The 25,995-nt window shown below is 52.8% G+C and carries 25 protein-coding genes; 6 read left to right on the top strand and 19 right to left on the bottom strand.

Annotated elements, in window-relative coordinates:
* Positions 1–47 precede the first annotated feature (47 nt).
* The 6 genes from EDM55_RS21085 to EDM55_RS21110 form a co-directional block, all read right to left on the bottom strand.
* Positions 48–401 carry a DUF1516 family protein gene (locus tag EDM55_RS21085; RefSeq protein WP_092274437.1) on the bottom strand — a complete coding sequence of 118 codons (354 nt, stop codon included), beginning with the start codon at positions 399–401 and terminating at the stop codon, positions 48–50.
* A 183-nt stretch (positions 402–584) separates the two neighbouring features.
* Complete coding sequence (locus tag EDM55_RS21090) at positions 585–1,589, bottom strand: proline racemase family protein (protein ID WP_122961316.1); 1,005 nt, start codon at positions 1,587–1,589, stop codon at positions 585–587.
* Positions 1,590–1,619: 30 nt separating this feature from the next.
* On the bottom strand, positions 1,620–3,059 hold the full coding sequence (locus tag EDM55_RS21095) for an aldehyde dehydrogenase family protein (protein ID WP_092274431.1): 1,440 nt from the start codon (positions 3,057–3,059) through the stop codon (positions 1,620–1,622).
* A 12-nt stretch (positions 3,060–3,071) separates the two neighbouring features.
* Positions 3,072–3,956, bottom strand: coding sequence for a dihydrodipicolinate synthase family protein (locus EDM55_RS21100; RefSeq protein WP_092274428.1), 885 nt, complete (start codon positions 3,954–3,956; stop codon positions 3,072–3,074).
* Positions 3,957–3,993: 37 nt separating this feature from the next.
* On the bottom strand, positions 3,994–5,019 hold the full coding sequence (locus EDM55_RS21105) for a 4-hydroxyproline epimerase (protein WP_092274425.1): 1,026 nt from the start codon (positions 5,017–5,019) through the stop codon (positions 3,994–3,996).
* Positions 5,016–6,215, bottom strand: coding sequence for an NAD(P)/FAD-dependent oxidoreductase (locus EDM55_RS21110; protein ID WP_092274422.1), 1,200 nt, complete (start codon positions 6,213–6,215; stop codon positions 5,016–5,018). The genes EDM55_RS21105 and EDM55_RS21110 overlap by 4 nt, the downstream gene beginning before the upstream one ends.
* Before the next feature lie 216 nt (positions 6,216–6,431).
* Here EDM55_RS21110 and EDM55_RS21115 point away from each other — a divergent pair, with 216 nt between their 5' ends.
* Positions 6,432–8,099 carry a sigma-54 interaction domain-containing protein gene (locus EDM55_RS21115; RefSeq protein WP_375371895.1) on the top strand — a complete coding sequence of 556 codons (1,668 nt, stop codon included), beginning with the start codon at positions 6,432–6,434 and terminating at the stop codon, positions 8,097–8,099.
* A gap of 192 nt (positions 8,100–8,291) precedes the next feature.
* Here EDM55_RS21115 and EDM55_RS21120 read toward each other — a convergent pair whose 3' ends face one another.
* The 7 genes from EDM55_RS21120 to EDM55_RS21150 all read right to left on the bottom strand — a co-directional run bounded on the left by EDM55_RS21120 (position 8,292) and on the right by EDM55_RS21150 (position 15,803).
* Complete coding sequence (locus EDM55_RS21120) at positions 8,292–9,008, bottom strand: ABC transporter ATP-binding protein (protein ID WP_122961318.1); 717 nt, start codon at positions 9,006–9,008, stop codon at positions 8,292–8,294.
* Positions 9,005–9,778 (bottom strand): ABC transporter ATP-binding protein, encoded by a 774-nt coding sequence (locus EDM55_RS21125; RefSeq protein WP_122961319.1) that lies wholly within the window; start codon positions 9,776–9,778, stop codon positions 9,005–9,007. The genes EDM55_RS21120 and EDM55_RS21125 overlap by 4 nt, the downstream gene beginning before the upstream one ends.
* Positions 9,744–10,745, bottom strand: coding sequence for a branched-chain amino acid ABC transporter permease (locus EDM55_RS21130; RefSeq protein ID WP_246071076.1), 1,002 nt, complete (start codon positions 10,743–10,745; stop codon positions 9,744–9,746). Before EDM55_RS21130 ends, EDM55_RS21125 begins: the two co-directional genes overlap by 35 nt.
* Positions 10,746–10,748: 3 nt before the next feature.
* A complete protein-coding gene (locus tag EDM55_RS21135) occupies positions 10,749–11,651 on the bottom strand; it encodes a branched-chain amino acid ABC transporter permease (protein WP_122961320.1) in 903 nt (300 codons plus the stop codon).
* Between the two features lie 20 nt (positions 11,652–11,671).
* Entirely contained in the window at positions 11,672–12,817 is a 1,146-nt protein-coding gene (locus tag EDM55_RS21140) for a branched-chain amino acid ABC transporter substrate-binding protein (RefSeq protein ID WP_122961321.1), read from the bottom strand.
* Positions 12,818–12,838: 21 nt separating this feature from the next.
* A complete protein-coding gene (locus tag EDM55_RS21145) occupies positions 12,839–14,503 on the bottom strand; it encodes a peptide ABC transporter substrate-binding protein (protein ID WP_122961322.1) in 1,665 nt (554 codons plus the stop codon).
* 232 nt (positions 14,504–14,735) lie between these two features.
* A complete protein-coding gene (locus EDM55_RS21150; RefSeq protein WP_122961323.1) occupies positions 14,736–15,803 on the bottom strand; it encodes a M24 family metallopeptidase in 1,068 nt (355 codons plus the stop codon).
* 191 nt (positions 15,804–15,994) lie between these two features.
* On the opposite strand from EDM55_RS21150, the gene EDM55_RS21155 reads away from it, so the two are divergent.
* The 5 genes from EDM55_RS21155 to EDM55_RS21175 all read left to right on the top strand — a co-directional run bounded on the left by EDM55_RS21155 (position 15,995) and on the right by EDM55_RS21175 (position 18,973).
* Complete coding sequence (locus EDM55_RS21155) at positions 15,995–16,267, top strand: (2Fe-2S)-binding protein (RefSeq protein ID WP_122961324.1); 273 nt, start codon at positions 15,995–15,997, stop codon at positions 16,265–16,267.
* A complete protein-coding gene (locus tag EDM55_RS21160) occupies positions 16,264–16,599 on the top strand; it encodes a (2Fe-2S)-binding protein (RefSeq protein WP_246071075.1) in 336 nt (111 codons plus the stop codon). Before EDM55_RS21155 ends, EDM55_RS21160 begins: the two co-directional genes overlap by 4 nt.
* Positions 16,596–17,792: an NAD(P)/FAD-dependent oxidoreductase gene (locus EDM55_RS21165; protein WP_246071074.1), complete on the top strand. Its 1,197-nt coding sequence runs from the start codon at positions 16,596–16,598 to the stop codon at positions 17,790–17,792. The genes EDM55_RS21160 and EDM55_RS21165 overlap by 4 nt, the downstream gene beginning before the upstream one ends.
* A gap of 137 nt (positions 17,793–17,929) precedes the next feature.
* Positions 17,930–18,352, top strand: a complete 423-nt coding sequence (locus EDM55_RS21170; RefSeq protein ID WP_092274387.1) for a VOC family protein — start codon at positions 17,930–17,932, stop codon at positions 18,350–18,352.
* 30 nt (positions 18,353–18,382) lie between these two features.
* Positions 18,383–18,973: a TetR/AcrR family transcriptional regulator gene (locus EDM55_RS21175; protein ID WP_092274384.1), complete on the top strand. Its 591-nt coding sequence runs from the start codon at positions 18,383–18,385 to the stop codon at positions 18,971–18,973.
* Between the two features lie 4 nt (positions 18,974–18,977).
* Here the strand turns inward: EDM55_RS21175 and EDM55_RS21180 are convergent, their stop codons facing one another.
* The 6 genes from EDM55_RS21180 to EDM55_RS21205 all read right to left on the bottom strand — a co-directional run bounded on the left by EDM55_RS21180 (position 18,978) and on the right by EDM55_RS21205 (position 25,753).
* Positions 18,978–19,805: a carbohydrate ABC transporter permease gene (locus tag EDM55_RS21180; protein WP_122961326.1), complete on the bottom strand. Its 828-nt coding sequence runs from the start codon at positions 19,803–19,805 to the stop codon at positions 18,978–18,980.
* Positions 19,806–19,819: 14 nt separating this feature from the next.
* A complete protein-coding gene (locus EDM55_RS21185) occupies positions 19,820–21,112 on the bottom strand; it encodes a carbohydrate ABC transporter permease (protein ID WP_092274379.1) in 1,293 nt (430 codons plus the stop codon).
* A gap of 112 nt (positions 21,113–21,224) precedes the next feature.
* A complete protein-coding gene (locus EDM55_RS21190) occupies positions 21,225–22,574 on the bottom strand; it encodes an ABC transporter substrate-binding protein (protein ID WP_092274376.1) in 1,350 nt (449 codons plus the stop codon).
* 61 nt (positions 22,575–22,635) lie between these two features.
* Positions 22,636–23,694 (bottom strand): Gfo/Idh/MocA family protein, encoded by a 1,059-nt coding sequence (locus EDM55_RS21195; protein ID WP_092274373.1) that lies wholly within the window; start codon positions 23,692–23,694, stop codon positions 22,636–22,638.
* A gap of 10 nt (positions 23,695–23,704) precedes the next feature.
* Positions 23,705–24,673, bottom strand: coding sequence for a sugar phosphate isomerase/epimerase family protein (locus EDM55_RS21200; RefSeq protein WP_092274370.1), 969 nt, complete (start codon positions 24,671–24,673; stop codon positions 23,705–23,707).
* Between the two features lie 60 nt (positions 24,674–24,733).
* Positions 24,734–25,753, bottom strand: coding sequence for a LacI family DNA-binding transcriptional regulator (locus EDM55_RS21205; protein ID WP_311133301.1), 1,020 nt, complete (start codon positions 25,751–25,753; stop codon positions 24,734–24,736).
* Positions 25,754–25,995 lie beyond the last annotated feature (242 nt).

Raw genomic sequence — 25,995 nt, forward strand, 5'->3', positions numbered from 1 at the left:
TCACGAAAAAAAGTGAGCAAATGCCTTTGGAAATCCATTCTGTTCCGTTACGCAAATACACGGTAGCCGAGCATGATGACGACAACCATAACGACCAGTGCCCCGATGAAAAAGCCAAGGCTTCCATCCTGTCTGCGGGCACGCCCCATACACATTTCGATCAAACCAAACGACACGATGGCGAGCACGCCTTTTACATAATAGTAGACGTCGGTCGTGTGGAATTGGAACAGCATCCATGCGCCAGTTACCAAAATAATGACCATCATCAAGCGCAGCAGCATATGTAATACTTTTGCTACTTTCGTCTTGCCTGCGCGGTATAGAATGTACCCGATGATCAAGAGGACAAATGCAGCCTCCCAGCCACCTACGTGCGCTTTTAACAACGCATAACCCATATGAAAATCAACTCCTCGATCCTTATTTAATGCCTGTCCTCGACATTATAACAGAAGTGTCGGTAAAATGCAGACGCTCGGACACATGGCATTATTGTGACAACAGGAGCAAGATGATGCTGCATGGCCTTCATAAAAAAAGACTGCACCTATCGTGCAGCCTCTGGCCCCCATAATCTCCCCTTAGCGCAGCAAAAATCCATCCTTCAACGGATCGGTAGGATCCACCACGAACTGATGGAGCCCTGTGATGAATGCTCTTCCTTCGATGGTTGGGATCACAGCGGCGTACTCGGCAACTTGCGTTGTTCCGACTACGGTCCCTATAAACTGGCTGTTTACAATTCCCTCATGGACAAACGGCTCATCGATTTCAAGCTCCCCTCGCGCAAACAACGTTGCCAATCGGGCTGCTGTACCCGTCCCACATGGCGAACGATCCACCTGTTTATCCGCAAAAATCGTGACATTGCGCAGGTGCGAATCCGGCCTTTTCGACTCGTCGGAAATGATGACTCCGTAAATGCCGGTCAGCTCTGGCTCAAGCGGATGGGCGACATGCCTCTTGGCTTCAATTTGTTCCTTGATCCGTGCCCCCCACTCTTGAAGGATCGGCAGCTGCTCGATTTCTACCTGCACATCCAAGTCCTTTGCCTGCACAACGGCATAAAAGGCTCCGCCAAAAGCAATGTCGACGAGGATGGTGCGCCCCTCCCATTCGATCGGGAAGTCTTGGGCAAGTACAAAGGACGCGACGTTTTCAAACGAAACGGACTTCACCTGCTCATCCACTACGTTGGCCCGAGCGAGGATTCTCCCTGCGGGGCTGTCAATCACGATGTCACCCTTGACGTCATCCACCCGAAGCAAGCCGGTTTCATAGGCAGCCGTCACCACGGCTATGATCCCATGGCCACACATTGTACTGTATCCTTCGTTGTGCATGAACAAGACTCCAAAGGCCGCATCCGGACTAACCGGGGCTGTCATTACGCAGCCGTACATGCCGTGATGTCCACGCGGCTCGTACATGAGCACACGACGAACGTAATCCAGCTCCTCCCGTAAATATTTTCGCTTCTCGAGGATCGTCTCGCCTTTGATCGGAGGAATGCCGCCCGTAATGATCCGCAGCGGCTCACCCCCTGTATGGGCATCGATTGTTGTAAATAGCTGATTGATGTTCATGACAGCCTCCCCATTCTCTGCTAGCTATCCCTACCAGGCGTACTTGATCGCGCACGTCTTGATTTCCGTGTAGAAATCAAGCGCTGCCTGTCCCTGCTCGCGGGTATGGGAGCTGGACTGCTTCATTCCGCCAAACGGTGCTTGATATTCCACACCTGCTGTCTCCTGATTGACCCTGACCATGCCTGCCTGTGCCACGTCCAGGAACCGATGCGCGCTTGCCAGATCACGCGTGAACAAGGAAGCACTCAGCCCGTATACCGTTTGGTTGCACAAGTCAACGGCCTCGGCAAAATCTTCAGCCGGGAGCAGGACAGCCAGCGGCCCGAAGACTTCCTCCTGTACCAAAGCATGGGTAGCTTTGACTCCCTCCACAATCATCGGACGGAAGTAGAATCCCTGTTCGGTCATAGCCAGGGCAGGGCTTTGCGCGACCAGCGCTGCTTGCTCGCTCGCCATTTCCACATATCGGCTTACCTTTTCATACTGTTCGCGGGAAGCCACTGGTCCGAGGTACGCAGCAGGATCGAGCGCTTCTCCCACCACACATGAGGAGATGGCACTTTGCAGGCGCTCCGCCAGCTGTTGATAGATTCCCTTTTCGACGATAATCCGGCTGGTGGCCGTACATTTTTGCCCAGCCGATTTAAAGGCTCCACTCAGCAGGATCGGAACTACCTTGTCGAGATCGGCATCGGCCAGTACGACCGCTGCGTTTTTCCCGCCCATCTCCGTTTGGTACTTGATATTGCGCCCCGCGCAGGCGATGGCGATTTGTCGGCCCGTTGCAGAGGAGCCGGTAAAGCTGACGGCATCGACTGCCGCTTCTTCCGTGAGCGCAGACCCGACTTCCCTTCCTCGACCGATCACCAGATTGAGGACACCAGCTGGAAGCTTCGTTTCGGCGAACAGCTCTGCCAGCCTTGTCGCAGTTAAAGAGCCATTTTCCGCTGGCTTCCAGATGACCGTGTTGCCGCAAATTAGTGCAGGAGCGATTTTCCAGATCGGGATCGCCACTGGAAAGTTCCAAGGGGTGATCACCGCTACCACGCCGAGCGGTACGCGTTTGGTGTATTGCAGCACATTTGTATCCGCAGAAGGGATGACGCTGCCGTTTGCGCGCATGCCTTCGCCCGCATAGTAGCGCAGCAGGCTGACTCCACGTGCGACTTCCCCACGCATCTCTCCAATTTGCTTGCCCATTTCCTGACTGGCTAGTCGTGCCAGCTCTTCCGCATGGGCCTCCAGAACGCTTGCCATCTGATACAAAATCTCTGCGCGAGCGGCACCAGTCATCTGCGACCATTTTTTCTGTGCCTCACGCGCTGCGTGCTCTGCCGCAAAGACGTGGGAGCGATCCGAAAAACGAACCACTCCTACTTCTTCCGCTGTGCGCGACGGGTTCACAACCGTCACCTCATTGCCGGCAGGGACCATCCACTCGCCGCCAATCCAGTTTTTGCTCTGCATCGATGCCCCTCCTTATTTCCCAGCAGCTGTTCCTACTGCGTAGTCAAACGCCTTTTTGATTCCTGCGTAGTAGTCTTGTGGCAGTGGGAGGCGCGGCGGACGAGTAGGACCTACAGGGAAGCCTGCCAGCTCCATCATGTATTTGATCGACTGCACCAGCTGCGGACTAGCATCGTAGTGGAACAGTGGCAGCAGGCGGCGATAGAGAGCTTGTGCTTCCTCCAGCTTGCCAGCACGGGCCAGACGGAAGATTTCCACCCCTTCTTTAGGCAGGGCATTCGGTACACCTGCGATCCAGCCTGTCGCGCCAATCAGCGCACCCTCCATGACCAGATCGTCTACCCCGACCATGACTTCCAGATCTGTCTGTGCCAGGATATCCTGCATACGGCGCAAATCCCCGGAGAACTCTTTGACCGCGACTACGTTTTCCAGCTTGGACAGCTCAGTCAAAATCTCAGGTGTCAGGTCAATTTTGTAGTCATGCGGGTTGTTGTAGGCGATGATCGGCAAGCCTACCGTATTGAGCGCTTCGTAATGGGCAAATACTTCTGGCAATAGCGGCTTGTAGTTGATCGGCGGCAAAGCCATGACACCTGCTGCCCCTGCGTCTTTGGAGAACTGTACCCACTCCACCGCCTGACGTGTCGATGGTGCTGCCGAGCCTACGACAACGGGTACGCGGCCTTTTGCTGCGGCGATGACGGTCTGAATGACTTTTGCCCGCTCTTCGCCTGTCATCGTGGCGTATTCCCCGAGGGAACCGGACGGCACGAGCCCATCTACTCCCTCTTGAATCAGCCACTCGCACAGCTCGGTGAGACGTTTGTAATCGACCTCATAATCGCTCGTAAATGGCGTCACAATCGCTACGTATACCCCTGCAAATCTTGTCATTCTTCATTCTCCTCTCCAGTCGAGCTGGTTTGTATGATTAGTGATCGGTTGACGGCGGGATGAGCAAAAAGCCTGTCGCCAGCTCGTCTTCCGGATGATAAAAAATCGTATGCTTGCCCATCAGCCAGGCAGAGCCTGCAATCTGCGTTACGACGGCAGACAGGCCGCCATCCTCTGTCACTTCCAGCACTTTGCCTGTAAACAAGGAGCCTACGATGCTCTCATGCACAAAGGATTCATCTAATCCAATTTCCCCTTTGGCAAACAAGGTCGCGAGCTTCGCCGAGGTACCCGTACCGCATGGCGAGCGATCAATGCCTCCGGGCGGGACCACGACCGTGTTTTTCACATCAGCCTTAGGGTGGCTGGGAGCTGTGTAAAACTCCACATGAGTCAGACCGCGAATAAATGGCTTATCCGGGTGGACGACCTCCAGCGTGTGGTTGATCGCCTTGCGGATGCGCACCGCCGTATCGACGATCGTGGAGGCATGTGCTGGCGTCAGCTCCAGTCCCAGCTTGCGCGCATCGGTGATCGCGTAAAAGTTGCCTCCGTACGCGATGTCGCAGGTGACCTGCCCTAGGCCCTCTACCTCTACCGTCACATCCTGTTTGTACAGAAAGGCGGGAATATTGCGGAAAGACACCTCGCGCGCCTTGCCTTCCTCGACCTGGATCTCCACCTCTACCAAGCCAGCGGGTGTATCCAGCTTGACTCTTGTAATCGGCTCGATCACGGGAATCATCCCCGTCTCGACCAGCGTGGTGCAAAGCCCTATCGTATCGTGACCACACATCGGCAGGTACCCGCCTGTCTCGATGTAAATGACACCTACATCTGCCTCAGGATGGCACGGCTCGACCAGGAGAGCTCCTGACATCACATCATGGCCGCGCGGTTCGTACATCAAAAGGGTGCGAATCCAGTCGTATTCTTCCTTCATGTGCAGCATTTTTTCGGCCATCGTCTGACCTTCCAGCTTGGGCAGGCCGCTGATGACGGTCCTCGTAGGATTTCCGCCGGTATGCGTATCGACGGTAGAAAACACCCGGCTTGCTTTCATCGATGCAACACCCCTTTGTTTGAAAATCGATCATGTCGCAGCGGCTCGAGTGGAATGATCGTGTCATTTTGACCCTGCAGCATTTCCGAAATCACTTTTCCGGTGACGGCAGCGAGGCTGATGCCATCTCCCTCGTGCCCAGCTGCGATATAGTAGCCAGGTACTTCCTCCACACGTGAAATGATCGGGAGGTGATCCTCTGTCCACGGCCTCAGCCCACAGTACGTACGTATGATGGCAAAGTCGGCAATCTTCGGGTAAAAGCGCAAGGCCCGCCTCGCCATGCAACGCACGACATTCATATCCACCTTGGTGTCGAAGCCTACGAACTGGCGGCTCGAGCCAATCAGGAAGTTTTGGCTCTCTGTCGGCTCAAATACTAGCGCCACCCCGTACTTTTCCGTTTCCTCATCCACCTGCCGCGTACCGCCGAACTTGGAAATCAAGTACCCGAATTCCATCACCTTGCGCACACCGACGGGCATTTGTCTGGAGGCGACAATCAGATGGCCTTTTCTCGGGTGGATGGGGATCTCTACGCCGACCATCTGGCCCACTAAAGGAGCCCACACACCAGCTGCGTTGACGACCTGCTTGGCTGTCATACTGCCTGCGTTCGTCTCCAGATGAAATGCGCCTGTCGCTTCATCTCGCCGCAGCGACTTCACCTCTGTCCGCTGCATGATCCTCGCCCCGTGCTTTTTTGCCCCTGCAAACAGGGCAAAGGTCAGCATATATGGATTGACGGTCGAGTCTGTCGCACATTCAAGTCCTCCCAGCAGATCGTCGGCGAAGTACGGAGACTCCTGACTGATATCCGAGCGGTCCAGCATTCGAAACGGCAGACCTGCCTCCTTTTGGCGTCGCACCCACTCCTGTGCCGCCTCCATCTCCGCCTCTGACTCGCAAACGAGGATGCTTCCCGGAGCCCGGTACTCAAACGAGTGATCGAGCTCGCGGCTGAGCTCGTCAACGAGCATTTGGCTTTGTAGCGACATCTGGCTGTCAAAGCCGGGGTCTTTATCAATGGCCAAAATGTTGCCGTCACAGCGGGAGGAAGTACCGGAAGCAAGCTCGCCTCGCTCCAGAACCACGACGTCCAGTCCAGACTTGGCCGCGTAATACGCAATCGCTCCGCCGATGATGCCCCCACCGATAACTGCGATTTCCGCGTGGGATTGGCTACGTGCTGTCATGGTGTCTTCTCCTCCATCCAAAATGTGTGTCTTCCAGCATTTCTTAAATGCACACACCGTGCCAATCATAGCGAACCGTTCTTTTTCACCTTTTGTCTAAATTCTTTTACAACTTAAAATAGAAATGTATAATATCTAAGAATGTGTTTATCTTTTTATACACTCGTAAAAAGGATGATCCGCTTGAAGCACAAACTGCCTGCCCTATCCGAGCTCATGCAGTTAAACCTTTTGACTTGCACAATCGAAGAGCTTGCGAGCGCACAGCCACAGCCGGATGCTGCCGTCTTTGTTCAGACTGACAACGCTTGGCATGTCGCTCACGCTTCGCAGCTAACAGACGATCACCCGAGGCGCCTGAATGAAGCCCCTTGGGAGCCTGCCATGGCGATCCCGCTGACGACGCCACTCTCGGAGACGATCCCCCTCCTGCAGGACTTTGACAAGCTGCTCCTGATCGACGCATCCGGCAGACCCACTGGCTATCTGGACCGCTCCTGTGCGCTGTCAGCCATCTTTAATGCGTATGAGGTCCTCGAGGCTTACTTCGAGACCATGATCAAGACCATGGACGCATCGATCTCCGTCATCGATGAAGAAACGAGAATCATGGTCTGGACGGAAGGAGCAGAACAGATCTTTTCCTTGAAGGCCAAAGACGTGCTCGGAAACCCGATTACACAATACTTTCCGCTGGACATGCTGGAGACGCTGAAGTCCCTGCACACGGGACAGTCCCTCTACCGGCACCAGCATCAGCCTCGCGAGGATCTGGTCGTCTTGATCAACACCAATCCGATTTACCTGCACGACAAAATCATCGGAGCTGTCGCTGCCGAAACCGACATCACGAGTCAGGTCAGGCTCAATCAGGAGCTGCTCAACGCCAACAAGAAAGTGAATCATCTCCAGCAGGAAATGGCCAAAATGAGCCCTGCATCAGACCCATTCCAGCAAATCAAAGGAACCAGTCTGGCGATTCGACAAATCAAGTCCATGATTGAAAAGCTGAGTGCCACACAAGCCACTGTCCTGATCCTGGGCGAGAGCGGTGTCGGCAAGGAGCTTTTTGCCAAGGCCGTCCATGATGTTCGGGAAGGAGCCAATGCTCCCTTCGTCCCCATCAACTGCGGGGCGATCTCCCCCACCCTGTTTGAAAGTGAGCTGTTCGGCTATGAGAAGGGGGCCTTTTCAGGGGCGGATCAAAAAGGCAAAAAAGGAATGATTGAGCTGGCGCGGGGCGGAACCTTGTTCCTCGACGAGGTTGGCGAGATGCCGCTCGATATGCAGGTCAAGCTGCTACGCGTCTTGCAGGAGAAGAAATACTACCCGGTTGGCGGTACGAAGCAGATCGAGGCCGATTTCCGCATCGTCGCCGCTACGAATAAAAATCTGGAAGCTCTCGTGAAGGAAGGAAAGTTTCGGGAGGATCTGTATTACCGCCTGAATGTGGTCACGCTGAAGATCCCGCCGCTGCGTGAGCGTATCGAGGATGCGATCGAGCTGGCCCACTTTTTCCTCTATGAGTTTTCTTTACGTTACAACCGTCCCATTCATGCCATCTCGCAAAATGTCATGCAAAACCTGATGAATTACGACTGGCCCGGGAACATACGCGAGCTGCGAAACGCCATCGAGCGCCTGGTCGTCTTTGCAACGGACGGCGTCGTCAAGGAAGAGGATTTGCCTTACTCCCTCCAGGGGCAGGTCAAGTCCCCAGCGATTGAATTACCTGACGACCTGATTTCTTTGCAGGAAGAGCTCGAAGCTCACGAGCGTCGCGTCATTCTACGTGCCATTGAGCTGGAAAACGGCAACAAGCAGGCGGCTGCCAAGCGCCTGGGTATCTCTCGCGCTACGTTGTACAACAAATTGAACAAGTGAAAGAAGGCAGCCCTCTGAGTGGCTGCCTTTTCCTTGTTGGTCTGCTAGCTTCGGAAAAGAAACGAGCGCAGACGACGACAGATGATGCGTCGATGACTTCCCTTTCTAGGCGGCAGCATCTCTGACAAAATACGGATCCATTCCACGATTGATTCCTCCTTTGTCTGGAGGACGTGCAGCGAGTAACGTCCGCTACGCCCCCAAATAGGCCTTCACGATCGACTCGTCCCCGCGCAGCACTTCTGCCGTATTCTCCATGACGATCTGACCCGTTTCCAAAACGTAGCCGCGATGCGCCAAGCGCAATGCTGCTTTGGCATTCTGTTCGATCAGGAGAATGGTCGTGCCCTGCCCGTTAATTTTCCTGATTATTTCCATGATTTCCTGCACAATGATCGGAGCGAGCCCCATAGACGGTTCATCCAGCATGAGCAGCTTGGGTCGAGCCATGAGTCCCCGGCAGATCGCCAGCATTTGCTGCTCTCCTCCACTCAAGGTTCCCCCGAGCTGTCGGCTTCGCTCTTTCAACCGAGGAAACAGCGCATACGCCAGCTCGATGCCCTCCGCGATGACCGCTTTCTCTTTTCTCTGCGTAAAACCGCCCAGCTCCAGATTCTCGTGGACGGTTAAGCCGGCGAAGATCCGCCGTCCTTCCGGCACATGTACGATTCCTTCCTCTACTATTCTATGAGGAGACCAGCCTACCAGACTCTTTCCCTCCAGCTGAATGTCACCGCTCCCTGGCCGAACCAGCCCGGAGATTGTTTTGAGCGTGGTGCTTTTCCCTGCCCCATTGCTGCCTAGCAAAGCAACGATTTCTCCCTGCCGCACCTCGAGACTGATCCCCTTCAATGCTTCGATTTTCCCGTAGAACGAATGGACATCGGTGAGCTTCAACAACGCACTCATATCGCCTCCTCCTCCTTACCGAGGTAAGCCTCTATCACGCGAGGATTGTTCAAGACGTCTGCTGGCTCCCCCTCTGCAATCTTCTGCCCATAATCGAGTACAATGACACGCTCGGAAATCTTCTTGATCAATCCCATGTCGTGCTCGATGATGACGACCGTAAGCTGGTAGGATTCACGGATGCGGCGAATCAAGGAGATGAGCTTCTCTTTTTCCTCGTAGTTTAGGCCGGCTGCTGGTTCATCCAATAAAAGAATTTGCGGCTGGGTAGCCAATGCTCGGGCGATTTCGAGATAACGCTGTGCCCCGTAAGGCAAATTTCTCGCAATTCGCTCGCTATACTCCTCGATCCCCACAAAATGAATGCACGACATGGCCGTTTTTGTAATCAGCTCCTCCTCCTGCTGCTGAGCCTTCGTGTGCCAGAGGGCTCCCCAGACGGTCTGTGAGGTACGGCCGTGCATTCCTGCTTTGACGTTGTCGAGTACGGTCAAATTCGGGAACAAACGCAGATTCTGAAAGGTCCTCGCCATTCCCAAGCGGGTAATCTGGCTCGGCTTTTTCCCTACCAAATCCTCATCACCGAGCAGTATGCGTCCGGAGGTAGGACGATAAAAGCCGGTCATCATGTTAAATACAGAGGTCTTCCCTGCTCCATTCGGTCCAATAATGCTCGTAATCGATCCAGCGGGAACCTTGAAGCTCAAATCGTTGACCGCCGTTAACCCGCCGAATTTAAGCGTTATATTTTTCAACATCAAGGCTGACATCTGCTTCGTCCCCCTTTCGAACCGATGGAGATACTCTACTCGCAGTCTTGCTGACCTCGTAGCGAGCAGGCCATAAGCCTTGGGGACGGAAAATCATCATGGCGACCAATGCTGCGCCGAAGATCAGATAGCGCCAATCCTCGACGGAACGAAGCAGCTCCGGCAAGGCGATCACCAGGACAGCACCCAGGACCACGCCTGGTATACTGCCCAATCCGCCGAGCACGACCGCCAGCAAGATCATGATCGATTGCGTAAAGCTAAAGCTCAGCGGTGCAATCGCGCTCATTTTGACAGCAAAAATGGAGCCCGCCATGCTCCCAATCACCGCTCCAATCGAATACGCCAAAAGCTTCATGTTGATCCGGTTGATTCCCATCGCCTCGGCTGCATCCTCGTCTTCGCGAATGTACATCCATGCCCGGCCGAGCCGCGACGTTCCCAAACGCCTGACAGCCAGCACCGCCAGCACCGCCACGATGAGGATCAAGTAGTAGAAATCCATTTGCCCTGACAGAACGTACCCACCGATGGAAGGACGAGGAATCCCGTAAATCCCCGACGCCGAACCCGTGATGGAGAGATTGATGGCAAGAATGCGAATGATTTCTCCAAAGCCGAGCGTGACAATCGCCAAATAATCGCTTCGCAGCCGCAGGGTAGGTGCTCCTACGATGACACCAACGACCGCGGCGAATGCCATAGCAACCGGCAGGGTCAGCCAAAACGACCAGTGATAGACGGTCATCAAGATGCCCGTCGTATAAGCCCCCACCGCAAAAAACGCCGCATAGCCGAGATCCAAAAGCCCGGCAAAGCCTACTACAACATTTAGCCCTTGGGCCAAAACGACATAAAACAGAGCCAAAGTCGCAACATCCAGCCAATAATTATTGGAGAGAAAAGGAAGCAGGCAAAGGACGATGAGCAACAGCGCAACGCTGATTTTTTTCCGCGATAGACTCATCCGCTACATCCTCTCCGTCACTTTTTCACCCATGATGCCCGTTGGCCTCAGCACCAGGATGAGGATGAGCAAAGAAAAGGCAACGACATCCTTCCACGAGCCTCCAAAAACAAAGGTTCCGGCCGTCTCCATCATGCCCAGCAGCAATCCTCCCAGCATCGCACCAGGTATGCTGCCAATGCCGCCGAGAACTGCAGCCGTAAACGCCTTGAGCCCGATAATGAAGCCCATCATAAAATTGACGGTGCCGTAGTAGGCCCCTGCCATCGTTCCGGCCCCCGCTGCCAAGGACGCGCCGATGAAAAAGGTAAGGCCGATCACTTTGTGTACGTCGATCCCCATCAAGTGACAAGCAGTCTGATCGTGGGCGATCGCACGCATGGCTTTACCATAAAGGGTCCGGCTGATGAACTGGTGCAGCCCCAGCATCAAGAGAGCGGAGATGAGGACAAGTCCCATTTGCGTATAGGTAATTTGTGCCCCCAACACATTCCAGCCATCATGAGAGAGCTGGAGCGGATAGACCTGGTATTGGGCCCCCCACGCAATCATCGAGCCATTTTCCAGAAATAAGGAGACACCTAAAGCCGTAATCAAAATCGAAAGCCGGGGGGCGAGCAAGAGCGGCCGGTAAGCGACCCGCTCGATCCCCATCCCGATCAATCCGACGATCACCATCGTCAGCAGCAGTACGACGACAATCCCCATCAGACCTGCGCCAGTGCCGCTGCCGCTAAGCAGGCTGAGCAGAGTGTAGCCGACAAATGCCCCCAGCATATACAAGTCTCCGTGAGCGAAATTAAGCAGCTTGATAATGCCAAAAACCATCGTGTAGCCCAAGGCGATTAAGCTGTAGAAGGCACCGATCACCAAACCATCTGCCAACGTTTGAACCAGAATATCCATTTGTCCACCTTTCCTTTCCGTTATTTGGCCAAGGTGAACTTGCCGCCTGCCACTTTCAAAACCGCGAAATTGGAGGTATCCAAGGTATTCTGCGCGTTGAAGGAAATGGTTTGGCCGAGTGCTTGGAAGTCTTTCGTCTCTTTTATTGCCTTTTTAAGCGCATCATGGTCCGTGGAGTTTGCTCGTTTCAATGCATCTGCGAGCAGATTGACCGCGTTGTAGCTGAGAGCGGAGAATGGTCCGGGAGCCAGGTTGCCGTACGTTTGCTTGTACTCCGTAGTGAACGCTTCTGCGTCCGGAATAAACTCCGCTGTCGGTGTGGCTGTGATGAGCAGCCCTTCCGCTTGATCTGCTCCTGCTATTTTGATGATGTCTTCGCTAAAAGAACCGTCACCGACCATGAACAATCCAAAGACGCCTTTTTGCTTGAACTGCTTCACCATCAAGCCCCCTGCTGCGTAATAGCCAGTGAAGTAGGTAGCATCAGGGGCAATCCCTTTCAATTTGGTAGCGAGGGCGCTGAAATCTTTTTCTTCGGGGTTAATGGCTTCATAGGCGACAACGGTTCCTCCCGACTTTTCCACAGCTGCTTTGGCGAAGTCGGCGAGATCTTTGGCGTAAGCAGAATTGTCATGAACCAGCGCGACCTTTTTCGCCTGATTGGCAGCCATGTAATCTGCTGCTGTTTGTGCTTGGTCAGGAGTCAAACCGTTGATTAAAAACAGGGTGTCGTAGCCTTGCGCAGGTAATTTTGCAGAGTTGGCGGCAGGGACAATCATCGGAATATTGGCATTTTTAAAGACACCAGAGGAAGGCAGTGTCGCACCCGAGCAATATCCTCCCACAACCGCAACCACATTTTGCGACACGAGCTTGTTTGCCGCTGTAGTAGCCATTTGCGGATCGCAACCATCATCCGCCACTTCGATTTTCAATTTCTTGCCGAGCACGCCACCGCCATCATTGATCTTTTTGATAGCCATTTCGATAGCATTTTGCATGTCTTTTCCGTCTGTGGCGTTGTTTCCCGTCACAGGAAGCAACACCCCAACCAATATGTCCTCTCCGCCCGACGCACCTGATAACTGCCCTTGGTTCGCACACCCTGCCACGCCCAGCGAAAGAGTCAATAACGCAGCCGTAATCACGCTTGTCCATTTTCTCATACCCATACCCCCGCTTGAATATTATTCGATGTACGCCCATTTCCAATCGATCGCGCCCAGCCCGTCCTGATAGACTCCTTTGACCTTGTCATTTTTCACCCATGTGTGCGTGTAGAAGTAGATCGGCATGATCGGCATTTCGTCCATCATGATCTTCTCGGCTTCTCCCAAAATGGCTTTGCGCTTTTCTGGATCTCCCTCCATCGCTGACTGATTCAACAGCTCCTTGAACTTCGGGTTTTCCCAGCGGGTATCGTTATTTCCGCCATTCTTATCCTTGAACAGCTCCAGGAAGTTGATCGGATCGTTAAAATCTCCTGACCAGCCGAGGCGGCCGACCTGGTAGTTTCCTTCATGCATCGTCTCGAGGTAGACCTTCCACTCCTGGTTTTCCAGCTTCACCTCGGCGCCGAGGTTTTTGCGCCACTGATCCTGGATGGCTTCTGCGATCTTTTTGTGTCCTTCGGAGGTGTTGTAGGCGAGCGTGATGGGGGGAAGCTTGGTCATTCCTAGTTCTTTTAATCCTTCATCCAGCAGCTGCTTGGCTGTCTCTTGGTCGTTGTCCTTGAAGTAGCCGCCTTGATTGAGCGCCATCGTAGGAGGAACGGCTGCCATCGCAGGCTGTTGATTCGCTTGCAGCACGTTATCGATCAGCGTCTGACGATTGATAGAGTAAGCAAAGGCTTTGCGGATTTTAACATTATTAAAAGGAGGTTTCTCCGTATTGAATTTGTACCAATAGGTCGCTCCCACAGGTTTCACCTGCAGCTTGCCACTGTCTTTTAAAGCTGGCATAGCATCTGTAGGCAAAGAACTGAGTGGTGATCCTGCCCAGTCAATTTCTCCATTTTCAAACATGGACAGCTCTGTGTTTTCATCCTCTACCATCGAGAAATTGATTTTGTCCAGTTTGACATTGTCTTTGTCCCAGTAATTCTCGTTTTTGACCATCACCATCTTGCTTTTGTGATCCCAGGTCTCCAGCTTGAATGGGCCGTTGCCCACATGCGTTTTCGCATCTCCTGCCCAATTCGGGTTTGACTCGATGAGCTTTTTATTTACCGGGAAATATGTTTGGAAGGCAGTCAGCTCCAAGAAGAATGGCGTGGGATTTGCCAGTTCTACCTTTAACGTCTTATCGTCAGCTGCTTTTACGCCAACATCATCGAGGCTCCCTTCCCCTTTATTCGCTTTTTCCGCATTCTTGATGTAGTAGAGCTGGTAGGCATAGTTGGAAGCCGTTTTGGGATCCAATGCACGCTTCCAGGCGTACTCAAAGTCATGTGCGGTCACCGGTTCTCCGTTGCTCCACTTGGACTCTCGCAAGGTAAAGGTGTATGTTTTCAGATCTTCCGAAACATCGATCTTTTCGGCAACTGCCTCTACAGGCTTGCCTTCGGGACCAATCCTCGTCAGTCCATCAAAAAGCGCTTTAGTGACTGCAGCTGAAGTCGTATCCTCCGCTAAGCCCGGATCTGCTGACGGTGGCTCGGAGTGCAGATTCCAGCGCAAGACTTGCTCGGCTTTTGGCTTTTCCGCTGGTGCAGGCTGTGAACCTCCCTGTGGCTGCGGTTGCGTTTGTCCTGAATCAGCAGGCTGGGATGCTTGCTGCCCTCCCCCACATCCTGCCAGCGCTGCTCCCAGCATCGCTACACTGCTGATGAGAGCAAAGAAACTTTTTTTCACACGATCAACCCCTCTAGTCTGAATTAGGCGAAACTTTTGCAATTTACAGAAAATGCAAGAGGTATGCCAACGGCCTCGCAGGTAAGCGCGTGCTGGCACCGCAAGATCGACTATGTCTAAAATTTTATACACGAGCGTGTCTATTGCCCAAAATATTAGACAGTACATTTTGACAAAAGCAAAAACCCCCGCCTGCTCTTTCACAGCCGAGGGTCCTCTTCATCTTTTCGTGTTACAAAACGATCAAATCACGGGGCGAATGTGTGAGAACCTCGTTGCCCACCTCCGTCACCACGAGATCATCCTCGATACGCACACCGCCTATTTCCGGAAGATAGATTCCCGGTTCTACGGTCAGCACCATGCCCGGTTGGAGGATGGCCGTACATCTCGTTGACATGAATGGCTCCTCGTGAATATCGAGGCCCACACCATGCCCCATCCCGTGACCAAAACGCTCTCCGTAGCCTTGTTCGGTAATAAAGTCGCGAGCAAAGGCATCCGCTTCTTTTCCGGAAATCCCGGGACGAATCCCGGCTACCGCACGGTTCCGTGCTTCCAGGACAATTTGATAGATTTCCTTCAGCTGATCGGAGGGATTGCCAACCGCCACGGTACGGGTAATGTCGGAACGATAGCCCTGGTACAAAGCTCCGAAGTCCATCGTGACCATATCCCCTGACTGGATCACTTTCTCGCTCGCTACTCCATGCGGCAACGCCGAGCGATGACCCGAGGCGATGATCATATCAAAGGCAGAGCCGGATGCTCCTTGTTTGCGCATGAACATTTCCAGCTCATTGGACACATCCAGCTCCGTGATCCCCGGGCGAAGGAAGCTGGTAATATGGGTAAATGCCGCATCTGCAATCTGTGCTGCCGTTCGGATTTTTCCTAATTCCTCGGCAGTCTTGATCATCCGCAGCCCTTCGATCACACCAGATGTCGCAACCAGTTCACCTTTTACCGCCTCTTCATATTTGCGATGCAGCGAATAGGTCAGATTTTCTTCTTCAAAGCCGAGCTTGGTAATCCCCATTTCTTTCGCAATACGAGCGACTTCACTGTACACGGATTCCTTTGCGGCCAGAAACACGATTTCGAAATCCGTAGCCTGGGCCTGTGCCTGTGCTGTATAACGGAAGTCCGTCAGCAGCTTCGCTTGACCCTGTGAAATGAGAACAACGCCATACGTCCCTGTAAAATTGGTCAAATAACGCCGATTTTGTCCGTTGGTCACCAGCATTCCATCGATTCCGGCTGCCTCGAACTGCTGGCGAAGCTTCTTCAATTTCTCCATCTATGTCATCCCTCTCATGCCTATTTTTCAGGCAGTCTCTTTCATTGTCTGATCTAGCAAGCATTATGCCAGCACCTCTTTTTTAGGCATTCTCTCTGCTTCTGTATTTTCCTTCTCCCTGCACCTTCTCTCGCCAATATGGCATGACACTTGCATTTTCATTCGCACAAGATCGAAAGGAGGACAGCATCATGGACGCACACCAGCTGATTGTCTGTCGTTGTGAAGAAGTATCCTTGGCTGAGCTTATGGAGACAGCCGAAGCCTATCCGTGCAGTGCACGGGAGTTAAAGCTGCGAACACGCGCCGGGATGGGCTGCTGTGGAGGTCGGACCTGCCGGGTGCTGGTAGATCAGGTAATCGAGAAAGTAACGGGCCAAACTCCCTCTCATTCAGTACCGCTCGGATATCAGCCACCCGTACGCCCCCTGTCTTTTCAACTCATGGGAGGTCGAAATAAATGAGTCAGCGAATTGTTCAGCATCCCGTTCTGGGCTCCTTGGTGCAAGGAAAACCGTTGCATTTTACCTTTAATGGAGACTCCTACACTGCCTATGAAGGGGAAACCATCGCTGCCGCACTGCTTGCCTCCGGTGTCCGTACGCTGCGTGTGCACGAAGAAAAAGGGACTCCTCGGGGGATTTACTGCAATATCGGTCATTGCTATGAATGCCGGGTGCACGTCGATGGTGTTCCCACTGTCCGCGCTTGTATGACAGTAGTGAAGGACGGGATGCAGGTCAGTGCCGGGACCGTGCTGCCTACTCCTCTGAAAAAAGGAGGGCATACCTCATGATCGATGCTCTCATCATTGGTGCTGGACCTGCCGGCTTATCAGCTGCCATTGCTTGCGCCAAACAAGATTTGTCCGTAGTCGTCATCGATGAATTTTACCGAGCCGGTGGACGGCTTCTCGGCCAGCTGCATCAGGAACCGGATGGCACCTGGTGGAATGGCATCGAGGAAGCTCTGCGGCTGGATCGGGAGGCGCGTGCACTCGGCGTCGATATACGCTGCGGTGTATCCGTCTACGATGTATCCCGAACACCCGGCGGTTGGAATGTCTCTACCACTGCAGGCAAAATGGAAACACCCCTGCTGCTGATCGCAACCGGGGCTTCTGAAACGGCCGTACCAGTACCTGGGTGGACTTTGCCAGGCGTCATGTCCATCGGCGCTGCCCAAGTCATGACCAATGTGCAGCGCGTGCGTGTAGGCGAGCGCGGAGTCGTGATCGGGGTCAACATTCTCTCCGTGGCTATCGCTCGAGAGCTGCAGCTCGCCGGGATCCAGATCGATCGGATGATTCTCCCTCCTGCTTCATCCATCACCGGAAATGCTGGACTCCCTGAAGAAGTCATGCGTGCCCTGCTGCGAGTGGCTCATCTGGCCCCATCCCCTTTGCTTCGCTGGGGGAGTCGGTTCATGCACAGCCATTGGATGCAAAGCTTGGCTGTTCGTCTTTATCCTTCCCGTGGCTTCCCTATGTGGGACATTCCCATTCAGCTGCGCACAGCTGCTCTGGAAATCGTTGGGAAGGCTCAAGTCGAAGGGGTGCGGATCGCGCAAATAACCCCGGACGGTCAGCCCATCTTTGGAACGGAACAGCTCATACCTGCTGATTTCGTCTGTATAGCAGGAGGATTGAGCCCACTCGCCGAACTTGCTGCGATCGCAGGCTGTCCATTTGCCTATGTGCCTTCACTCGGCGGTCACGTACCGATCCACAACGACCAGATGCAAACGGCATTGCCTGGTCTTTTCGTAGCTGGAAACATAACCGGAGTCGAAAGTGCCAAGGTCGCGATGGCACAGGGGAAAGTCGCAGGACTCTCCATGGCGCATGCCCGCGGTGCCTTGACTGACCTCTCTCCGCTGACGGACGCTATTCGGGATGTAAAGGCGGTACGGCAACGAGCCACAATCCAGTTTCATCCGGACATTGATGACGGGCGCGCTCTTGTTGAAAAGCTGGCGCTGGCTCCATAGCACGCCTTCACTTGGAAGAGGGGATTCAGCCTTTGCTGTGTCCCCTCTTCTTTTTTCGTGTTTTTGCAATTTGCTATTCACATACATACAGTTTGTATGTTAAATTGGTACCATCTACCATATAAGGGGTGATTGATATGCAGATTTCCAGTTCATACCCTGTCATTTTGACAGAACAGGTTGCTGACAGCTCCCGCTTTTACACTGACTATTTTGGCTTTGCGCCTGCGTTTGAATCAGGTTGGTACGTGAGTCTGAAAAACGATCAGACGGAGCACTCCTTTGAGTTAGCTATCTTGGATGCGTCACACGCTACCATTCCTGATGGGTACCGCAAAACCACGCAAGGTCTCATCCTCAATTTTGAAGTAGACAATGTGGATGCGGAATACGAGCGTCTGATTGTCCAATCAGGACTCCCTCTGCATCTGGATATCCGCGACGAAGCTTTCGGTCAACGCCACTTCATCACGTCCGATCCGAATGGGGTATTGATCGATGTCATCACCGTCATCCCCCCTTCGGAAGCATTCCTTCTCCAATACGTAGAGAACGATTGACCCGATAGGAACAAATAAGGAGACCTCATCATGAAACGATCAAAAGAAGAACAAAAAAAGGCGACCATCCGCAAGCTGACGGAAGTAGCCAGAGTACATTTTTCCGCGCACGGGTATGCCGAGGCTTCCACGGAGGAAATGGTCCAAGAGGCTGGGTTGACTCGGGGAGCGCTTTACCATCATTTTGGCAACAAGGAAGGCTTGTTTCATGCGGTTCTCGCCATGGTGCAAGCAGAAATCGCACAACAGGTGGAATCTGAAGCAGCACAAAGCGAAGATCTATGGGAGCAGCTGGTTCTGGGGTGCCGCGCCTTTGTATCCGCTGCGGTCGAAAGTCCCAATAGGCGAATTCTGCTTATCGATGGCCCATCCGTGCTGGGCTGGGAAAGCTGGCGCCAGATGGACCAGGAACATTCCATGCGGTTGCTGCACGAGCAGCTGCTGCTCATCGACGAGCAAGGCGGTCTCAAGCCTGTGTCGATCCCCGCTCTCACTCATCTCCTCTCTGGCGCCATGAATGAGGCCGCACTCTGGATAGCCCAGATGCCCGACCAGCAGCATGCTCTCATCGAGGCTACAGCATCGCTTCGCCTGATGCTGGATGGATTCAAAGCACAATAGCGTCTCACTCTTTCACTGCGCCGGAAGTCAAACCAGAGATAATCCGTCGCTGGAAAATCAGCACCATGATGACCAAAGGCACAGTCACGATGATCGACGCTGCAGAGATTTCCCCCCAAGGAATCGTAAACATCCCTTGGAACATCACGATCCCCACAGGAACTGTCTTCATCGCTTCCTGCGTATTGAGCGTCAGAGCAAACAAGAACTCATTCCACGCCGCGATAAAGACGAGAATCGCTGTCGTAAATACGCCGGGCATCGCCAGCGGAAAGAACACCCTGGTCATGGTCTGCCAAATGCTAGCGCCGTCTACTTTGGCAGCCTCCCCCAAATCCACGGGAATTTTGCGGAAAAAGATGGTCAGATTCCAGATCGCCAGCGGCAGCGCAAAGGTCGTATACGGGATAATCAAACCCAGGTAGCTGTTCGTCAGCCCCATCGATTGCATGAACATGAAAATGGGAGAAATCGTAGCGATTTGCGGGAACATCGAGACAGCAAGCACAATTCTGAGGATGATCGTTTTGCCGCGAAACGACAGCCATGCGATCGCATACGCCGCAAAGGAAGCAATCGTAATCGAGTACAAAGTTGTCAGTGTCGCCACAACTGTCGAGTTCCACAGATACCTGGCAAACGGCCGCTCTGTGAATACCCTGACAAAATTGTCAAAGCTGGGGTTTAAGATGATAAATTGAAAGGCCCTCTCTCCAAACAGCTCACTTGGCGGCTTCAAAGCGGCGATGAGAATCCATAAAAACGGAAACATCACAATAAAGATAAAAAGGACCAAAAAGATATAGAACAACGGACCCGCCTTTTTCTGCATGCCTTCCTCCCTCCTTATCTTCCGCCGCTTTCGCCCAAGAGGTCTGCTCCCAGGATTTTGATATAGCCCATGGAGATCAACGCCACACATAAAAACACGATGATGGCGAGTGCCGAGCCTTCGCCAAAGCTCATTTGGGCAAACATCGTTTTGTACGCCAGGATAGAGATGGTTTCGGTCGAATTGGCCGGTCCGCCTCCTGTCAAAGCATAGATCAAGTCAAAAACCCGGAAGGCATCGAGCGTGCGAAACAGCAAGGAAACAAGCAGTGTGGACTTGAGCATCGGCAGCGTAATCCGGAAAAACTGCTGAACGCGGCTGGCTCCGTCTACCTGTGCCGCCTCATAGAGACTATGGGGAATCGTTTGCAGTCCAGCAAATAGCAGCAGCGCCATGAATGGTGTCGTTTTCCAGACATCCGCTAAAATAACGGAGAACATCGCTCCTGCTTTTGTCGTCAAGAGCACACCCATGTTTGACACCAGCCCTGTCACTTCAAAGAGATGCGCGACAATTCCATTTTGTCCATCGTATAAATACTTCCACATCATCGCAGAAATCACAGTTGGGATCGCCCAAGGAATGAGAACCGTCGCCCGAACCAGCCCGCGCCCCGCGAACTGCTTGTTGATCAACAGGGCAATCCACAGCCCGAGTACCAGCTCAATCGCTACCGAGACTACGGTAAAAAACAGCGTGTTATACAAGGCACCCCACATCCTGCTATCCGTCAGGAACTTCTTGTAGTAGGCAAAGCCTACGTAATTCGGTTCAATGACGGATGACGAGATCCCCTGTACGACTCCCGTGGCTCCCTCTGGCTTGCTCAGTTGTTTTTGCTTCCCCATTTCATCGAGGGTCGTCCCGATCGCTGCGAGTGTAGACTGGATCGATTCCATCTGCTCACTCGTAAGCTCTACGTACTTCAGCTCGTTTGGGACAGGCTTGAACTCTAGCAGCAGCTGATCAATTCTCTCGTATCGTGCGGCGATTTCGCCCGTTTGCTGTAGTGTCGCATTCATTTGTTCTGTCTGCTGTCGTAGGGACAGCAGCTGTTCCTTGGCAGCTCCCTGCGCCGTGTCCGCTTCCTTTTTCAAATAGCGCAGCAAATTGGGCAAGGTGTTGACGTATCTCTCCATATCCAATCCATACGAGGTGTGCACCTCTGTTTTCGTCGGATCATTCAGTCGAATATCGTGCAGGCTAATCCAAAAAGAACGCATGACGGGCCAGATAGCAATGATGAGAATGATCACGATGGCGGGTAGTATCAATAAATAGCCCATCTGCTTTTCCGAAAGCTTCATCCGTTCACCCTCTTTTTCGCCGTTGTCATGATTGGTGCGTCGTTTCAAGAGAGGACTCCCGGGAAAGCAGCACTGGCCTCCCGGGAGCAACCCCTTCCCTTGCGATTCTCCGTTATTTTTTCATTAAAGCGTTCATTTGGGTTTCCATGCTCTTCGCAGCTTGCTCAGCCGTTTGCTGACCTGCGAGTGCTTTCGATACCTCGATCTGGATGACTTCCGAAATTTTCGGATAGATCGGGGTGGTTGGACGAGATACCGCTGCGCTTACGCCGTCGACGAAGTCTTTGTTTGCAAACAATGGGCTTGCCTTTTGGACGTCGGCTTCATCGTATGCAGGCAAATACGTCGGAGCGAGGCCACCGTGAACAGCAGATATTTTTTGACCTTCTGGACCTGTCATGAACTTCAGGAATTCCCATGCTTCTTTTGGATGCTTGGTGAACTTGTTGATCCCGCCCATCCAGCCGCCGAGCGCTGCTGCTGAACCCGCATCACCAGCCGGCAGTGGAGCGATTGCTACTTTGTCTACGATTTTGGATTGTGTTTGATCCTGTGCCATGGCGAATTGATACGGCCAGTTGCGAACGAACGGAGATTGGCCCTCGAGGAATGTGGTATGCGATTCTGTTTCTGTAAATGTGGTGATGTTTTTGGGGACGAAGTCAGACTTTACGATCTCCATCATTTTTTGCAAGCCTTTAATGGTTCCCGGGTTGTTTACGGCGACGTTTCCTTGTTCATCGAGAATTTTTCCACCGTATGCCGCGCTGAATTCGACGAAGTTACATACGAGCCCTTCATACTGCTTGGCTTGCATCAGATACCCGAACTTGAACCCGTCTTTGCCATTTAAAGCTTTTGCCTGCTTGATCAGGTCATCCCATGTCTTCGGTGCTTCTTTTACCATATCCTTGCGATAGAAGAGGAGACCGGCGTCGATGAACTTCGGCATGGTCCACTGCTGTCCACCGAAGTTTCCAGCGTCCATCGCGCCTTTAATGTATTTGCCTGTATCGATATTATCCTGCTCCATGAGTCGATCCAGAGGCAAAAGGTAGCCCGCTTGAGCGAATTCCGCCGGCCAGATTACATCGAGGTCAAACACGTCTATCTCGGAAGACTGCGCGCTGAACATCGTGACGTATTGATCATGGCTTTGTCCGGTGTCAGACGGCATTTCGCGGATTTCCACTTCGATATCGGGATGTGCGGCAGTAAAGGCCTCAACCAGCTTCTTCGTAGAATCGGTGGAATCCTTTCCGCGCGCGTATACCAGTTTGACTTTTTCAGCTGCGGGTGCTGGCTCGGTCTTGGGTGTTTCAGCAGGTGCAGGTGTCTGTGCGGCTGGCTGCTGTGGAGCTGCTGCAGGTGCGGATTGCTGTGGAGCGCTTGAACACGCGGCTAAAGAGAAAAGCATGGAAAAGGTCAGACCAACAGATGTAAGCCCTTTCAACAATTTCATTTTATGGACCCCCTTATTCGATTTTTACGAGGCCCCCCTAAAGGAGTGCCTCATCACAGCCTTACAATCGGATTGCCTCACCTGTCGCAGCAGATGCGTAAATCGCCTCGATCAAGCGATTGATGTACAGCGCTTGCTCCGGTGTGCAAAGAGGAGTTGCGGAACCTTCCAAGGAGTCGATAAAGTTCTGAAACAGCTTTACTCGTTCTTTTTCCCGCTTTGGTATAATCTCGGTGGTAGCCGCTGTCCCGTTCCAATCCTGATACATGGTGAGCCGATCTTCCATCAGGTTGAGCGATGTTCCCCCTGCTTGCCCGTACAGATGGAGGAAAACGTTTTCCTTTTCAATATGAGAAGCCCAGCTCGCATCCAGTGTGAGAGTCAACCCATTTTCGAACGTAATCATCGCTACTGCCATGTCTTCTACGTCAAAGGTACCGTTCTCGTCACGCCGCCCCCACTCTGACAGGCCCTTCTTATCTGGTCCGAACTGTGCGTAGGTCTGCCCGAGAACCGACACGGGTTTTGGATGACCGAGCAGCCACAGCGTCAGGTCCAGCATATGTACCCCAATGTCGATCAGCGGTCCACCCCCTGCCAGCTCTTTTTGGGTAAACCAGCTGCCCCAGCCAGGAATGCCGTTTCGCCTGACCCAGCCTGTCTTCGCGTGATAGACCTGTCCCAGCTTGCCTTCCATCAACAGATTTTTGACGTACTGTGCGTCGCTGCGAAAACGGTTGTTCTGTGCTACCATCAGTATTTTGCCTGCCTGCGCTGCTGCTTGGATCATTTCTTCAGCTTGTGCGACGTTCATCGCCATCGGCTTTTCGCACAGCGTGTGTTTGCCTGCTGCCAGGGTTTCCATAGCCGTTTCCGCGTGCAAGTAATTGGGAACGCAGATGACAACTGCATTCACGTCTGGATTTTTCAGCAGCTCCCTGTAATCCGTATAGACTTGTGGAATCGTATGCCGAGCTGCCCGGTTTGATGCTACTTCCCGCGAGACGTCTGCGATCGCCACTACCTCTGCCCTGGGCTCATCCTTGATCGCTTCGAGATGTGCCTCTGAGATCCCGCCCGCTCCAATGATCCCGATCTTCCATTTTTTTGTGCTTGTCATGCCCAGCCTCCTATACCCACCACAGATTGTTTACGGGCTCTCGCAAAATGACCTGCTTCAGATTGTGAACTGCTCGCTGGAAGCCTTCTTCAATCGACATGAGCGCATCCTCGTGTTCGATACTGACTACATAGTCATAGCCGTTCATCCGCAAAGCGCTCATCATATTGGCCCACGTTTGCTGATCGTGCCCGTAGCCTACCGTGCGGAAGTACCAGGCGCGTTCATTTAAATTGGCGTAGGAGTTCATGTCGGTCAGTCCGTACATGTTGACTTTATCCTGATCAATGTACGTATCCTTCGCATGGAAATGGTAGATCGCTTTTTCTTTCCCCAAGATCTTGATTGCCGCTATTGGATCGATGCCTTGCCACCACATGTGGCTGGGGTCGAAGTTCGCTCCAATTCCTTCCCCTGCCTGTTCGCGAAGCTTGAGCAGCGTCCCCGGCGTATGGACCAAGAAGCCTCCATGCAGCTCCAACGCTACTTTTACGTGATGGGAAACGGCGTACGCAGCCCATTCCTTCCAGTAAGGGATCAGTTTGTTTTCCCATTGCCAGGTCAAAACATCCCGGTATTCATTCGGCCAAGGCGCCACGGGCCAGTTTGGATAGACTGCTCCTTCATGATCGCCAGCCGTACCCGAGAAGCAATTGACGACGGGGACCTCGAGCTGCTCTGCCAGCCTCACTGTTTGGACAAACGTCTCATGGGACTCACGCGCAAACTTCTTGTCGGGAGTCAAAGGATTGCCGTGGCAGCTGAGCGCACTGATGATCAAGCCGCGATCTTCAACTGCTTTTTTGTAGGCACGAACCTTCTCCGGGTTGTCCAGCAGCTCCTCCACTTGGCAATGGGCATCTCCGGGATATCCGCCCGTTCCGATTTCTACTGCTTCCAAGCCTGCCGCTTGCACGTGATCCAGCATTTCCTCAAATGACTTTTCACCGAATAACACCGTAAATACTCCAAGCTTCACACTTCTTCACCCCTTTTCTTGACATGCACACTATCTATGCTCTTTTTCTTGATGCTGTTTTCATCGAATGGCCCTCACACTTTGCCGGATCACTAGGTCGTGCGGAACCGTGCTCAATCGCTCAAACGGCTCGTTGCGCAGCTGCTTCAGCAGTTTCTCCCCTGCGGCGCGACCGTACATATAGGGATCGTTGTGAATGGTTGTCAGCATCGGTCTTGCCAAGGAGGCCATTTCCAGATTGTCAAAGCCCATGACGGACACAACATCCGGTACGCGTATTCCCGCGTCATGCAAATAGTTCAAGACACCGACTGCCATGAGATCGGTAGCGACAAAGATCGCCGTCGGAAGTTCATTCTCATGCTCATTTTCTTCAAAGATTTTTTTCACTGCTTCGTAAGCACTCTTAGGTGTAAAGTCGCCCTCCATCGCAAAGCCATCGGGAACGTTCAAGCCATGCGTCCTCATCGCTTTCCGATATCCTCCCATCCTGTCCAGCCCACATGGCGGATCCCAAAGCGGCCCTGATACACAGGCGATGCGTCGATGCCCCTGAGAAATCAAATAGGCTGTAGCGTCATAGGCGGCTTGCACATTGTTCACGTTTACGGTAGGAACCTGATAGCCGTGCAAATCATGGCCGGTTACTACCATAGGAACCTCCATTTCATGCAAGTGCTGGATGTGGCCTTCGAGAAAGTGAATGCTCGCAAGGATCACGCCATCAATCTGCTTTTCCTTGAATAGCCGCAAGTACTTCAATTCCTTCTCGACGGCTTCATCAGAGATCGCCAAAAACATGCTGTAATCGTATTCGCTGATGACACTGTCGATCCCGTAAATGAGGTTGGAATAGAAGCTATTGGATATATCAGGAATCATGACGCCGATGATCCGGGTTTCTTTGTTTACCAGACTTCTCGCTATTGCGTTGGGCTGAAAAGAAGTCTCCTCTACTGCTTTCATCACTTTTTCCCTCAGCTCGGGGCGAACAGGCTTGGAATTATTCAAAACTCTAGAAACAGTTGCGATCGATACGTTTGCTAGCTGCGCGATGTCTTTAATGGTAACTGCTATGATCGTTCACTCTCTTTCCCTTAATTAGGAAAACGATTTCCTACTCAAAAAATACACGCGTCCACTATTTTTGTCAATATTCAGTCAATTTACTTTTTTCGACAATGCCAAAAAGCTGCATTCGTCATTACTCGCCAAATGGAGTAATCGCGAATGCAGCTTTTCTAGTTCGTGCCTTCAAAACTGGATCTGCATGTTTGCTAAGAGTGTGGATAAGTCCTCGACCGATTAGTATTCGTCAGCTC

It is taken from the genome of Brevibacillus centrosporus, from assembly GCF_003710815.1.
Taxonomy (GTDB): Bacteria; Bacillota; Bacilli; order Brevibacillales; family Brevibacillaceae; genus Brevibacillus; species Brevibacillus centrosporus.

What these genes read in the sequence shown, in the direction of transcription:
- EDM55_RS21085 (WP_092274437.1), bottom strand. Translation starts at nt 401, where the DNA reads ATGGGTTATGCGTTGTTAAAAGCGCACGTAGGTGGCTGGGAGGCTGCA.
- EDM55_RS21090 (WP_122961316.1), bottom strand. Translation starts at nt 1,589, where the DNA reads ATGAACATCAATCAGCTATTTACAACAATCGATGCCCATACAGGGGGT.
- EDM55_RS21095 (WP_092274431.1), bottom strand. Translation starts at nt 3,059, where the DNA reads ATGCAGAGCAAAAACTGGATTGGCGGCGAGTGGATGGTCCCTGCCGGC.
- EDM55_RS21100 (WP_092274428.1), bottom strand. Translation starts at nt 3,956, where the DNA reads ATGACAAGATTTGCAGGGGTATACGTAGCGATTGTGACGCCATTTACG.
- EDM55_RS21105 (WP_092274425.1), bottom strand. Translation starts at nt 5,019, where the DNA reads ATGAAAGCAAGCCGGGTGTTTTCTACCGTCGATACGCATACCGGCGGA.
- EDM55_RS21110 (WP_092274422.1), bottom strand. Translation starts at nt 6,215, where the DNA reads ATGACAGCACGTAGCCAATCCCACGCGGAAATCGCAGTTATCGGTGGG.
- EDM55_RS21115 (WP_375371895.1), top strand. Translation starts at nt 6,432, where the DNA reads ATGCAGTTAAACCTTTTGACTTGCACAATCGAAGAGCTTGCGAGCGCA.
- EDM55_RS21120 (WP_122961318.1), bottom strand. Translation starts at nt 9,008, where the DNA reads ATGAGTGCGTTGTTGAAGCTCACCGATGTCCATTCGTTCTACGGGAAA.
- EDM55_RS21125 (WP_122961319.1), bottom strand. Translation starts at nt 9,778, where the DNA reads ATGTCAGCCTTGATGTTGAAAAATATAACGCTTAAATTCGGCGGGTTA.
- EDM55_RS21130 (WP_246071076.1), bottom strand. Translation starts at nt 10,745, where the DNA reads ATGAGTCTATCGCGGAAAAAAATCAGCGTTGCGCTGTTGCTCATCGTC.
- EDM55_RS21135 (WP_122961320.1), bottom strand. Translation starts at nt 11,651, where the DNA reads ATGGATATTCTGGTTCAAACGTTGGCAGATGGTTTGGTGATCGGTGCC.
- EDM55_RS21140 (WP_122961321.1), bottom strand. Translation starts at nt 12,817, where the DNA reads ATGAGAAAATGGACAAGCGTGATTACGGCTGCGTTATTGACTCTTTCG.
- EDM55_RS21150 (WP_122961323.1), bottom strand. Translation starts at nt 15,803, where the DNA reads ATGGAGAAATTGAAGAAGCTTCGCCAGCAGTTCGAGGCAGCCGGAATC.
- EDM55_RS21155 (WP_122961324.1), top strand. Translation starts at nt 15,995, where the DNA reads ATGGACGCACACCAGCTGATTGTCTGTCGTTGTGAAGAAGTATCCTTG.
- EDM55_RS21160 (WP_246071075.1), top strand. Translation starts at nt 16,264, where the DNA reads ATGAGTCAGCGAATTGTTCAGCATCCCGTTCTGGGCTCCTTGGTGCAA.
- EDM55_RS21165 (WP_246071074.1), top strand. Translation starts at nt 16,596, where the DNA reads ATGATCGATGCTCTCATCATTGGTGCTGGACCTGCCGGCTTATCAGCT.
- EDM55_RS21170 (WP_092274387.1), top strand. Translation starts at nt 17,930, where the DNA reads ATGCAGATTTCCAGTTCATACCCTGTCATTTTGACAGAACAGGTTGCT.
- EDM55_RS21175 (WP_092274384.1), top strand. Translation starts at nt 18,383, where the DNA reads ATGAAACGATCAAAAGAAGAACAAAAAAAGGCGACCATCCGCAAGCTG.
- EDM55_RS21180 (WP_122961326.1), bottom strand. Translation starts at nt 19,805, where the DNA reads ATGCAGAAAAAGGCGGGTCCGTTGTTCTATATCTTTTTGGTCCTTTTT.
- EDM55_RS21185 (WP_092274379.1), bottom strand. Translation starts at nt 21,112, where the DNA reads ATGAAGCTTTCGGAAAAGCAGATGGGCTATTTATTGATACTACCCGCC.
- EDM55_RS21190 (WP_092274376.1), bottom strand. Translation starts at nt 22,574, where the DNA reads ATGAAATTGTTGAAAGGGCTTACATCTGTTGGTCTGACCTTTTCCATG.
- EDM55_RS21195 (WP_092274373.1), bottom strand. Translation starts at nt 23,694, where the DNA reads ATGACAAGCACAAAAAAATGGAAGATCGGGATCATTGGAGCGGGCGGG.